11 protein-coding genes are annotated in these 11205 nt (G+C 62.2%); 7 read left to right on the forward strand and 4 right to left on the reverse strand.

Annotated elements, in window-relative coordinates:
* On the reverse strand, positions 1 to 1048 hold a 1048-nt coding region (locus GIW02_RS26230; RefSeq protein ID WP_236422189.1), incomplete at its 3' end, for a patatin-like phospholipase family protein.
* Between the two features lie 29 nt (positions 1049 to 1077).
* Positions 1078 to 2013: a lipid A biosynthesis lauroyl acyltransferase gene (locus GIW02_RS26235; RefSeq protein WP_236418328.1), complete on the reverse strand. Its 936-nt coding sequence runs from the start codon at positions 2011 to 2013 to the stop codon at positions 1078 to 1080.
* A gap of 118 nt (positions 2014 to 2131) precedes the next feature.
* Here GIW02_RS26235 and minC point away from each other — a divergent pair, with 118 nt between their 5' ends.
* The 7 genes from minC (at position 2132) to GIW02_RS26270 (ending at position 8987) form a co-directional block, all read left to right on the forward strand.
* A complete protein-coding gene (gene minC, locus GIW02_RS26240) occupies positions 2132 to 2869 on the forward strand; it encodes a septum site-determining protein MinC (RefSeq protein WP_236418326.1) in 738 nt (245 codons plus the stop codon).
* Between the two features lie 199 nt (positions 2870 to 3068).
* Positions 3069 to 3881, forward strand: a complete 813-nt coding sequence (gene minD, locus GIW02_RS26245; protein ID WP_065887939.1) for a septum site-determining protein MinD — start codon at positions 3069 to 3071, stop codon at positions 3879 to 3881.
* 3 nt (positions 3882 to 3884) lie between these two features.
* Positions 3885 to 4139, forward strand: coding sequence for a cell division topological specificity factor MinE (gene minE / locus GIW02_RS26250; protein ID WP_003175252.1), 255 nt, complete (start codon positions 3885 to 3887; stop codon positions 4137 to 4139).
* Between the two features lie 96 nt (positions 4140 to 4235).
* Positions 4236 to 4871 carry an RluA family pseudouridine synthase gene (locus tag GIW02_RS26255; protein ID WP_236418325.1) on the forward strand — a complete coding sequence of 212 codons (636 nt, stop codon included), beginning with the start codon at positions 4236 to 4238 and terminating at the stop codon, positions 4869 to 4871.
* A 185-nt stretch (positions 4872 to 5056) separates the two neighbouring features.
* Positions 5057 to 6346, forward strand: coding sequence for a M18 family aminopeptidase (locus GIW02_RS26260; protein ID WP_236418323.1), 1290 nt, complete (start codon positions 5057 to 5059; stop codon positions 6344 to 6346).
* Between the two features lie 246 nt (positions 6347 to 6592).
* Positions 6593 to 6769, forward strand: a complete 177-nt coding sequence (locus tag GIW02_RS26265; protein WP_163034621.1) for a hypothetical protein — start codon at positions 6593 to 6595, stop codon at positions 6767 to 6769.
* Positions 6770 to 6821: 52 nt separating this feature from the next.
* Positions 6822 to 8987: a mechanosensitive ion channel domain-containing protein gene (locus tag GIW02_RS26270; RefSeq protein WP_236418321.1), complete on the forward strand. Its 2166-nt coding sequence runs from the start codon at positions 6822 to 6824 to the stop codon at positions 8985 to 8987.
* Positions 8988 to 9136: 149 nt separating this feature from the next.
* Here the strand turns inward: GIW02_RS26270 and GIW02_RS26275 are convergent, their stop codons facing one another.
* Together GIW02_RS26275 and GIW02_RS26280 are read right to left on the reverse strand one after the other, a co-directional pair.
* On the reverse strand, positions 9137 to 9358 hold the full coding sequence (locus GIW02_RS26275; RefSeq protein WP_236418320.1) for an MbtH family protein: 222 nt from the start codon (positions 9356 to 9358) through the stop codon (positions 9137 to 9139).
* An 82-nt stretch (positions 9359 to 9440) separates the two neighbouring features.
* Positions 9441 to 10850 (reverse strand): aspartate aminotransferase family protein, encoded by a 1410-nt coding sequence (locus tag GIW02_RS26280; protein ID WP_236422191.1) that lies wholly within the window; start codon positions 10848 to 10850, stop codon positions 9441 to 9443.
* Positions 10851 to 11205: the final 355 nt, after the last annotated feature.

The following is an 11205-nucleotide window of genomic DNA, read 5'->3' on the forward strand; positions in this document are numbered from 1 at the left end:
ACAGCAAGTAACTCAACACCCCCGCCCCGCTCGTCTTGGTCGCCCCCGGCCCACGCAAAAACAAGCGCAATGCCGCCGGCAATTCCTGGCGATGCCGCGCCGCGATTTCATCGATTGGCTGGCTCGGCGCAATCACCAGCACTTCGACCGGCGCCAGGCCTCGGGCCGCGCTGTCGGCTGGCTGGAAATGGCTGAACTGGTTCAGGCGCTCCAGCAGTTCGATATCACTTTCCAGGCTGTCGATAAACGTGCTGTTGAGCATATGCCCACCGATCTGCGCCAAGGTGGGCTCCTGGCCGGTGTAGGTGCGCTGCATCGACGGCTCGTTACCGCGTGGGTTGCCGCTGACACCGACCACCAGCACGCGCGTGGCCCCCAGGTGCAAGGCCGGGCTGATGGGCGCCGATTGACGCACGGCACCATCGCCAAAATATTCCTGATCGAGCTTCACCGGCGCAAACAACAAGGGAATCGCCGAACTGGCCAACAGATGTTCAACCGTCAGCTGTGTCGGCACACCGATACGCCGGTGCCGCAACCAGGCGTCGATGGTGCCGCCGCCCTGGTAGAAGGTCACCGCCTGCCCGGACTCGTAACCGAACGCGGTGACCGCCACGGCATGCAGATGCTGTTGCCGGATAGCTTCGTCGATACCCGCCAGGTGCAGCTTGTCCTGCAACAACTCGCGCAGCGGCGAACTGTTGAGCAACGCCACCGGAAACTGCCTGCCCAACCCCAGCAGGCTATGGAAAAAGAAGCGGCTCGCCTGGCGGACCACCCCCGGCCAGTCGCTGCGCAATACCCGATGGCTGCGAAAGCCCTGCCAGAACGCGGTCAAGCGTTGGATGGCGGCGGTGAAGTCCATGGCGCCACTGGCCAGGCTCACCGCATTGATCGCACCGGCCGAGGTGCCGACGATCACTGGAAAAGGATTGGGCGCCCCCGGCGGCAACAGCTCGGCAATCGCCGCCAACACCCCTACCTGATACGCCGCTCGCGCCCCGCCGCCGGAAAGAATCAAGCCTGTAACCGGTTCAGCTGGGCGCATCGCATCACTCCATGTAGGGACAGTCGTTCTTATCGACGGCGTTTTTCGTACAGCTTGGCTTCGCCCGGTGGCCGGCTCTTGAAGCGGCGATGGGTCCACAGGTACTGCTCGGGGCATTCACGCACCGAGGCTTCGACCCACTGGTTGATGCGCAGGCAATCGACTTCATCGCTTTCGCCGGGGAAGTCGGTCAGCGGCGGGTGGATCACCAGGCGGTAACCGCTGCCGTCCGCCAGACGCTCCTGGGTAAACGGCACCACCAGCGCCTTGCCCAGACGGGCAAACTTGCTGGTGGCCGTCACAGTGGCGGCCTGGATGCCGAACAGCGGCACGAAGATGCTTTGCTTGGCGCCGTAGTCCTGGTCCGGTGCGTACCAGATGGCACGGCCGGCGCGCAGCAGCTTGAGCATGCCACGCACGTCCTCGCGCTCTACCGCCAGGGAATCGAGGTTGTGGCGCTCGCGGCCACGGCGCTGGATGTAATCGAACAGCGGGTTGCCATGTTCGCGGTACATGCCATCAATGGTGTGCTTCTGCCCCAGCAGGGCGGCGCCGATTTCCAGGGTCGTAAAGTGCAGGGCCATCAGGATCACGCCCTTGCCGTCCAGTTGGGCCTGCTTGAGGTGTTCAAGGCCTTCGACATGGGCCAGGCGCGACAGGCGCTGGCGCGACCACCACCAACTCATGGCCATTTCAAAGAAGGCGATGCCGGTGGAGGCAAAGTTTTCCTTGAGCAAATGTTTACGCTCTTTGGCGGATTTTTCCGGGAAGCACAGTTCCAGGTTTCGCGCGGCGATACGCCGGCGCTCACCGGCGACGCGGTACATGCCCGCGCCCAGCAGGCGACCAATGGTCAGCAATGCACGGTAGGGCAGTTGGGTAACCAACCACAGCAGGCCGAGTCCCAGCCATAACAGCCAAAAACGCGGGTGAAAAAATACAGCTCGAAAACGCGGGCGATCCATTACAGATTCCGGTAAAGACAGGGCCGCGCATTCTACAACGGTTCGACTCGGCTTGCGGCCAGTGGATGTTCTCGTTATAAGTCTCGACACTTTTCGTGACAAGCCGCTTTTGCCGACCATGAGCCAAACCGAACCGCTAGACCAAGATCCCGTGTTCCAGCTGAAGGGCAGCATGCTCGCCATCACCGTGCTGGAACTGGCCCGCAACGACCTCGAGGCCCTGGACCGCCAGCTCGCCGCCAAGGTCGCGCTGGCGCCGAACTTCTTCAACAACGCCCCGCTGGTGCTGGCGCTGGACAAACTGCCGGCCGGCCAAGGCGTTATCGACCTGCCCGGCCTGATGCGCGTCTGCCGCTCCCATGGCCTGCGCACCCTGGCGATTCGTGCCAGCCGCATCGAAGACATCGCGGCGGCCATCGCCATTGAACTGCCAGTACTGCCGCCGTCCGGCGCGCGCGAGCGTCCGATCGAACCTTTGGTCGGCGAAGTGAAGAAAAAACCGGAAAAACCACCAGAGCCGACGATCAAGCCTACAAAGATCATCACCACGCCCGTACGCGGCGGGCAGCAAATTTACGCCCAGGGCGGCGACCTGGTGGTGATCTCCTCGGTCAGCCCCGGCGCGGAACTTCTCGCCGATGGCAACATCCATGTATACGGCCCGATGCGCGGACGTGCCCTGGCCGGCATAAAGGGTGATACCAAGGCGCGTATTTTTTGCCAGCAGTTAACCGCTGAACTAGTGTCCATCGCAGGCCAGTACAAGGTTGCAGAAGATTTGCGCCGTGATCCGCTGTGGGGGGCCGGGGTGCAGGTCAGCCTGTCGGGCGATGTGTTGAACATCATCCGTCTTTAACGGATACTGCCGCATTTTCCAAGCATCTCTAGACTCTGATAGCACAGCGAAACCGGCAAGACTTTCGTAGGAACAATTGAAGTTGGCGCTTTAACCGCGCGAACCACATCTATTCCTACAAAGGCTGTCCGCCTGCAGCGAGTTTCAAGAGATGTTTTTCAGGGACTGAAAAGTCCTTTTTCCTTAGGGGTGAAACACCTTGGCCAAGATTCTCGTGGTTACATCCGGCAAGGGTGGTGTGGGTAAGACCACCACCAGCGCCGCTATCGGTACCGGCCTCGCTCTGCGCGGCCACAAGACAGTTATCGTCGACTTCGACGTCGGTTTGCGTAACCTCGACCTGATCATGGGCTGCGAACGCCGCGTGGTGTACGACTTCGTCAACGTCGTGAACGGCGAAGCCAACCTGCAACAGGCCCTGATCAAGGACAAGCGCCTTGAGAACCTGTACGTGCTGGCCGCCAGCCAGACCCGTGACAAAGACGCGCTGACCAAAGAAGGCGTAGGCAAGGTGCTGGCCGAGCTGAAAGAAACCTTCGAATACGTGGTGTGTGACTCCCCGGCGGGTATCGAAACCGGTGCTCACCTGGCGATGTACTTCGCCGATGAAGCCATCGTCGTGACCAACCCGGAAGTGTCCTCGGTACGTGACTCGGACCGTATGCTCGGCCTGTTGGCCAGCAAGTCCAAGCGCGCCGAAGAAGGCCAGGACCCGATCAAGGAACACCTGCTGCTCACCCGCTACAACCCGGAGCGCGTCAGCAACGGCGAAATGCTCGGTGTTGAAGACGTCAAGGACATCCTTGCCGTGACCTTGCTGGGTGTGATCCCGGAATCTCAGGCAGTGCTGAAGGCATCCAACCAGGGCGTGCCGGTTATTCTTGACGACCAGAGCGACGCCGGCCAGGCGTACAGCGATGCAGTTGATCGCTTGCTGGGCAAGACCGTGGAACATCGCTTCCTCGATGTTAAGAAGAAGGGATTCTTCGAGCGTATCTTTGGGGGCAACTAAACAATGAAATTTCTCGACTTCTTTCGCGCCAATAAAAAGCCAAGTACCGCGTCGGTAGCGAAAGAGCGTCTACAGATCATCGTGGCGCACGAACGCGGCCAACGCAGCACGCCGGACTACCTGCCAGCCTTGCAGAAGGAACTGGTCGAGGTGATCCGCAAGTACGTCAACATCGGCAACGATGACGTGCATGTCGCCCTTGAAAACGACGGCAGCTGCTCGATTCTGGAACTCAATATCACCCTGCCTGATCGTTGATCGAAAAGGCGGCCGCCACGGCGGCTCGGTCACCTTGGCCCTTTTACGGGGCTGCGGTGGTCGAGCCGCCGTTGGCGTTTGTTACGAGGCTGTTTAATGCCGTTGTCCAACATTCATATCCTCCATCAGGACGCCGCCGTCCTGGTGGTGAACAAGCCGACCCTGCTGCTTTCGGTGCCTGGCCGCGCCGATGACAACAAGGACTGCCTGATCACCCGCCTGCAGGAAAACGGCTACCCTGAAGCCCGCATCGTCCACCGTCTGGACTGGGAAACCTCGGGGATCATCCTGCTGGCCCGGGACGCCGACACCCACCGCGAACTGTCCCGCCAGTTTCATGACCGCGAAACCGAAAAGGCCTACACCGCCCTGGCCTGGGGCCAGCCGGAACTGGACAGCGGCAGCATCGACCTGCCCCTGCGCTACGACCCGCCGACCAAACCACGCCACGTGGTGGACCACGAATTGGGCAAGCACGCGTTGACGTTCTGGAAAGTGCTGGAACGTTGCGGCGATTGGTGCCGCGTCGAGTTGACGCCGATCACCGGGCGCTCGCACCAACTGCGTGTGCACATGCTGTCGATCGGCCATCCGTTGCTCGGTGATGGCCTGTATGCCCATGAGCAAGCCCTGGCCGCCTGGCCGCGCTTGTGCCTGCATGCGAGCATGCTGAGCTTTACGCACCCGCAGAGCGGCGAGCGTTTGCGCTTCGAGTGCCCGGCCCCTTTCTAAAGCTGGCAACGCAATAAAATGTGGGAGGGGGCTTGCCCCCGATGGCGGAGTGTCAGTCACAGTATTTGTTGACTGGCCCACTGCCATCGGGGGCAAGCCCCCTCCCACATTTAGATCTGCATCACTTCTCGCCACCGAGTTAAACCAATACGGTAAACTCCGCGCATTGCTGTCTGGAGCTATTTATGCGCGAAGCGTTGAATCAAGGCCTGATCGACTTCCTCAAGGCCTCCCCTACTCCTTTTCATGCCACTGCCGCCCTCGCCCAGCGCCTGGAAGCGGCGGGTTACCAGCGTCTCGACGAGCGCGAAACCTGGACCACTGAACCCAACGGTCGCTACTACGTGACCCGCAACGATTCCTCGATCATCGCCTTCAAGCTCGGCCGCCACTCGCCACTGCAAGGCGGGATCCGCCTGGTCGGCGCCCACACCGACAGCCCGTGCCTGCGGGTCAAGCCCCAGCCGGAACTGCAGCGCCAGGGCTTCTGGCAGTTGGGTGTGGAAGTCTACGGCGGTGCATTGCTGGCGCCGTGGTTCGACCGCGACCTGTCCCTGGCCGGCCGCGTGACCTTCCGCCGTGACGGCAAGGTCGAGAGCCAACTGATCGACTTCAAGCTGCCCATCGCGATCATCCCCAACCTGGCCATTCACTTGAACCGTGAAGCCAACCAGGGCTGGCCGATCAATGCCCAGACCGAATTGCCGCCGATCCTGGCGCAATTTGCCGGTGATGAGCGCGTGGACTTCCGCGCCGTGCTCACCGAGCAACTGGCCCGCGAACATGGGCTGAATGCCGACGTGGTACTCGACTACGAGCTGAGCTTCTACGACACGCAAAGTGCGGCGGTGATCGGCTTGAACGGCGACTTTATCGCCGGTGCGCGCCTGGACAACCTGCTGTCGTGCTACGCCGGTCTGCAGGCCTTGCTCACCAGCGACAGCGACGAAACCTGCGTGCTCGTGTGTAACGATCATGAAGAAGTCGGCTCCTGCTCCGCCTGCGGCGCCGATGGCCCGATGCTGGAACAGACCCTACGGCGCCTGCTGCCTGAAGGGGATGAATTCGTACGCACCATTCAGAAATCGCTGTTGGTATCTGCAGACAATGCCCACGGCGTGCACCCCAACTACGCCGAGAAGCACGACGCCAACCACGGCCCCAAGCTCAATGCCGGGCCGGTGATCAAGGTCAACAGCAACCAGCGCTACGCCACCAACAGCGAAACCGCCGGGTTCTTCCGCCACCTGTGCATGGCCCAGGAAGTCCCGGTACAGAGCTTCGTGGTGCGCAGCGACATGGGTTGCGGTTCGACCATCGGGCCGATCACCGCCAGCCACCTGGGCGTGCGCACCGTGGACATCGGCTTGCCGACGTTTGCCATGCACTCGATTCGCGAGCTGTGCGGCAGCCACGACCTGGCGCATCTGGTGAAGGTATTGGGCGCGTTCTACGCGAGCCACGACCTGCCCTGATACCGAGGCCAGGCCATCGCGGGCAAGCCCCTTCCCACCTTTGAATATATTCACCGTTCAAGATGTGGGAAGGGGCTTGCTCCCGATGACGGTGGGTCAGCTAAAAACAACCTGACTGGTAGACCGCTATCGGGAGCAAGCCTCCTCCCAGATTTGGTGTGGTGTGTGCCTGATCTATATCACCTGCATTTCCTGCAATCCGACCTAGACTTGTCATTATTCCCACTCTGACAAGGCCGTCGTCCGATGATCTCCATGTCCTCCTTCCACGCCATGCTGATCCCCATTCTGATCGGCATGATCATGCTCGCAGTCGGTTTCAACTTTCGCGACAAGCCCCTCGGCGTGTTCGGCATGTGGCTCGGCATGCTGCTGATCCTGGGCACCGTGGTGTACAAGATCCTCGCCAAACTGGCCGAATGACGCGTGCACTCGTACACTCGCTCAACCTGCCGTTTTCAAGGTTGACCGCCTCGTGCTTTCCCGTCTGTTTGCGCTGCCCTGCTACCTCCTCATCGCCCTGCTCACGCTGCTGCCGTTCACGCCTGCCCAGGCCGTGAGCCTGCCCGGTCTGCTGGGCAATACCAACAAAAGCCAACCCCAGGCCGACGTGCCCCTCGGCCAGTCGCTGGACGAGGTGATCAAGACCCTGGAAAACGACCAGCAACGCACCCAGTTGTTGAGCGACCTGAAAAAACTGCGCGCAGCCACGCAAAAGGCGCAACCGGCCGCCGAACAGGGCGTGCTCGGGTTGATCGGCAGCACGCTGTCGGGCCTGGAGCAGCAGTTTTCCGGCGCCGACAGCCCGCTGGGGCGCTGGTCGAATGAAGTCGACCTGGCCAAGGAGGAACTCGGCGCGTTGATGCTGCCGGCCAGCGAATGGCTGCCGATCATCCTCGGCTTTGCCTTGATCCTGGCGTTATGGAGCCTGCTCGCCGCTGCGTTGATCTGGCTTAGCCACCGGGTACGCGAACGCTTCGGCCTGCCCGAAGAACTGCCGCAACACCCACGCACCTGGGACATGGTGCGGTTTGCCCTGCGCAAACTCGGGCCCTGGCTGATTGCCTTGGTGATCACGGTTTACCTGAGTTACGCGCTACCTTCGTCCCTGGGCAAATCCCTGGCGATGGTGCTGGCCTACGCCCTGGTGGTCGGCACCTGCTTCTCGGCCATTTGCGTGATCGCGTTTTCGCTGCTCGACGGGCCGCACCGTCACCGCGCGCTGTACATCCTGCGCCACCAGGCCTTCCGCCCGTTATGGTGGATCGGCAGCTTTGCCGCCTTTGGCGAAGCCTTGAGCGACCCACGGCTGGTCGCAGCGCTGGGCCAGCACTTGGCTCATACCGCCGCGACCGTCGCCAATGTAATGGCGGCACTGTCCACCGGCGTGTTTATCCTGCGCTTCCGCCGCCCGATCGCGCACCTGATCCGCAACCAGCCGCTGTCGCGCCGCCTCACGCGCCGCGCCCTCACCGACACCCTCTCGATCATCGGCGCCTTCTGGTACATTCCGGCCTTGCTGCTGGTGGGCATCTCGCTGTTCGCCACATTCCTGTCCGCCGGCGACACCAGTACCGCCCTGCGTCAGTCGCTGCTGTGCACGGTGCTGCTGGTGTTGTGCATGGTCATCAACGGGCTGGTACGCCGCCACGCCCTCAAGCCGCAACGCGGGCACAAGCGCCACGCGCTGTACTCCGAGCGCCTGAAAAGCTTCGTCTACACCCTGGCTCACCTGATGGTGTGGCTGGTGTTTATCGAGCTCGGCCTGCGGGTTTGGGGCCTGTCACTGATTCGCTTCACCGAGGGCGATGGTCATGAGATCAGCGTCAAGTTGTTCGGCCTCGGCGGCACCCTGCTGTTTGCCTGGCTGATCTGGATCCTCAGCGACACCGCGATCCACCACGCCCTCACCCGCTCGCGCAAAGGCCTGGCCAATGCGCGTGCGCAAACCATGATGCCGCTGATCCGCAACGTGCTGTTCGTGACCATCTTTATCATCGCGGCCATCGTCGCCCTGGCGAACATGGGCATGAACGTCACGCCTCTGCTGGCCGGTGCCGGTGTGATCGGTCTGGCCATCGGTTTCGGTGCACAGTCGCTGGTCGCGGACCTGATCACCGGCCTGTTCATCATCATCGAGGACTCGCTGGCCATCGACGACTACGTGGACGTCGGCGGCCACCTCGGCACGGTCGAAGGCCTGACGATCCGCACCGTGCGCCTGCGCGATATCGACGGCATCGTGCACACCATCCCGTTCAGTGAGATCAAGAGCATCAAGAACTACTCGCGGGAGTTCGGCTACGCGATTTTCCGGGTGGCGATCCCTTACAACATGGACATCGACGGCGCGATCAAGCTGATCCGCGATGTCGGCCAGAAAATCCGCAACGACCCGCTGCAGCGTCGCAACATCTGGTCGCCGCTGGAGATCCAGGGCGTGGAAAGTTTCGAATCCGGCAGCGCGATTCTGCGGGCGCGGTTCAAGACGGCGCCGATCAAGCAATGGGAAGTGTCGCGGGCGTTCAACTTGTCGCTGAAACGGCATCTGGATGAAGCCGGGCTGGACCTGGCCACGCCGCGCTTGAGCGTGCAGGTGGTGACGGGGGCTACCGGAGGGCTGACAAAAGAGGCTGAATAATTGTGGCGAAGGCGCTTGTGTGGCAAGCGGGCTTGTTGTGGCGAGCGGGTCTGTTGTGGCAAGCCCGCTCGCCACACAAGCCGGCTCGCCACAACAGGCCCCTTGCCACAACAGGCCTGCTCGCCACAGAACGCTAATGTGCGGACGGATCAGGCCAGCGCGGCGCCGTCCATCTTCTGGCGCAGGCTCAAGGGGCGCATATCGGTCCAGGTTTCTTCGATGTAGGCCAGGCACTCTTTCTTCATGCCGCTCTTGCCGACGGTGCGCCAGCCTTCTGGCACAGCCTTGTAGTCGGGCCAGATGGAATACTGTTCTTCATGGTTGACCACTACCTGAAACAGGATGTCGTCGCGGTCAAATACTGAGGTCATTGCTGTTCTCCATCGCTCAAAGGCTGGCTGCGCACCACGCGCAGCGCTGATATCTGTAGAAACGTACCAAGCGCACGAAAAATTAGAGGCTGGCCACCGCCGCCGCCAGCGCGCGACCGAAGATCTCGGCCACCCGGTCGACTTCCGTCGCGGTGATCACCAGCGGTGGCAGGAAGCGCACCACGCTGCCATGCCGACCGCCCAGCTCCAGGATCAGGCCGCGCTTGAGGCATTCACGCTGCACCAGCGGCGCCAACTGGCGATGCACCGGGGGGTGGCCCTGGATATCCAGCGTGCCCTCCGGCTCGACCAGTTCCACACCCAGCATCAGGCCACGCCCACGAATATCCCCCAGGTGCGGGAAGTCGCGCTGCAGGATGCGCAGGTGTTCGCCCAGGCGCTCGCCCATGGCCGCCGCGTGGCCGGCCAGGTCGTGCTCCTTGAGGTAGCGCATCACCGCCGAGCCCGCAGCCATGGCCATCTGATTGCCCCGGAACGTCCCGGCATGGGCACCCGGCAGCCACGTGTCGAGCCAGTCGCGATACACCACCACCGCCAACGGCAGGCTGCCGCCGATGGCCTTGGACATCACCACTACATCCGGAATGATGCCGGCGTGTTCGAAGGCAAACATCTTGCCGGTGCGGCCGAACCCGCTCTGGATTTCGTCCACGATCAACGCCACGCCCGCCTGCTCGGTAATCCGTCGCAGGCCGCGCAGCCAGTCGAGATCGGCCGGGATCACCCCGCCCTCACCCTGGACCACTTCGACAATCACCGCTGCTGGCAGCAACACCCCGGCTTCCGGGTCGTTGAGCAGGTTTTCCAGGTAATGCAGGTTGACCCGCACCCCTTCAGCACCGCCCAAGCCGAATGGGCAGCGGTAATCGTAGGGGTACGGTAGAAACTGCACGCCATTGCCGAGCAAGGCGCCCAAGGGCTTTTTCGGCCCCAGGCTGCCCATCAGGCTCAACGCGCCCTGGCTCATGCCGTGATAACCGCCCTGGAACGACAGCACCGTGCTGCGGCCTGTAGCGGTACGCACCAGCTTCAATGCAGCTTCCACCGCATCGGTGCCGGTTGGGCCGCAGAACTGGATCTTGGCTTCCCGCGCCAGTGCTTGCGGCAGCAGGCCAAACAGGTCCTGTACGAATTGGTCCTTGACCGGCGTGGTCAGGTCCAGGGTGTGCAGTGGCAGTTCGTCAGCCAGCACTTGCTGGATGGCTTCGATCACTGCCGGGTGGTTATGCCCCAACGCCAGAGTGCCGGCGCCGGCCAGGCAGTCGATGAAACTGCGGCCCTCCACGTCTTCCACATAGATGCCTTTGGCGCGCTTGAGCGCCAGAGGGATGCGCCGTGGGTAGCTACGGGCGTTGGATTCCTGCTGGCGCTGGCGGGCCAGCAAGGGGGTTTCTTCGAACTGGTAGAGCGTTTCCGGTACCGGGCTGACATGCACCGGGGCGTCTTCGATACGGCTGGTAGCGACTGACATCTCTCGATCCCTCAATACGCTGATGATGGTGACCAAACTGCCGATCCGTTGGCGTCTGGCCCAAGGGCATGCGCACGGATTTCCTGTTCTGGAGACGCATAAGCGTGGGGGGGATTTAGGGGCGGGTGGTTTTTCTGCTGGGTGAATATCCGTTTTTTTGGTGATGGCGGGGATTGGTTCCGCTCTTACAGCGAGTCACTTTGGAAAAGAGCCCCAAAGTAACCAAAGGGCTCTTGCCCCACCACTCGGCACCTCGCTCACGCTTCGGTGTGCCCGCCCGCAGCCTTGAATCCGTGGGCCGCCGCGATGGGCCATCCTTGGCCCAGCGCGGCTAACCCGGCGTCCTGCCGGGTTA

The sequence above is a fragment of the Pseudomonas syringae genome, from assembly GCF_021606685.1.
Classification (GTDB): domain Bacteria; phylum Pseudomonadota; class Gammaproteobacteria; order Pseudomonadales; family Pseudomonadaceae; genus Aquipseudomonas; species Aquipseudomonas syringae_R.

Bases quoted from the DNA above. Each gene is read 5' to 3' on its own strand.
- GIW02_RS26265 (WP_163034621.1), top strand. From the start codon at position 6,593: ATGATCTCCATGTCCTCCTTCCACGCCATGCTGATCCCCATTCTGATC.
- GIW02_RS26280 (WP_236422191.1), bottom strand. From the start codon at position 10,850: ATGTCAGTCGCTACCAGCCGTATCGAAGACGCCCCGGTGCATGTCAGC.
- GIW02_RS26275 (WP_236418320.1), bottom strand. From the start codon at position 9,358: ATGACCTCAGTATTTGACCGCGACGACATCCTGTTTCAGGTAGTGGTC.
- GIW02_RS26235 (WP_236418328.1), bottom strand. From the start codon at position 2,013: ATGGATCGCCCGCGTTTTCGAGCTGTATTTTTTCACCCGCGTTTTTGG.
- minC (WP_236418326.1), top strand. From the start codon at position 2,132: ATGAGCCAAACCGAACCGCTAGACCAAGATCCCGTGTTCCAGCTGAAG.
- GIW02_RS26255 (WP_236418325.1), top strand. From the start codon at position 4,236: ATGCCGTTGTCCAACATTCATATCCTCCATCAGGACGCCGCCGTCCTG.
- minE (WP_003175252.1), top strand. From the start codon at position 3,885: ATGAAATTTCTCGACTTCTTTCGCGCCAATAAAAAGCCAAGTACCGCG.
- GIW02_RS26260 (WP_236418323.1), top strand. From the start codon at position 5,057: ATGCGCGAAGCGTTGAATCAAGGCCTGATCGACTTCCTCAAGGCCTCC.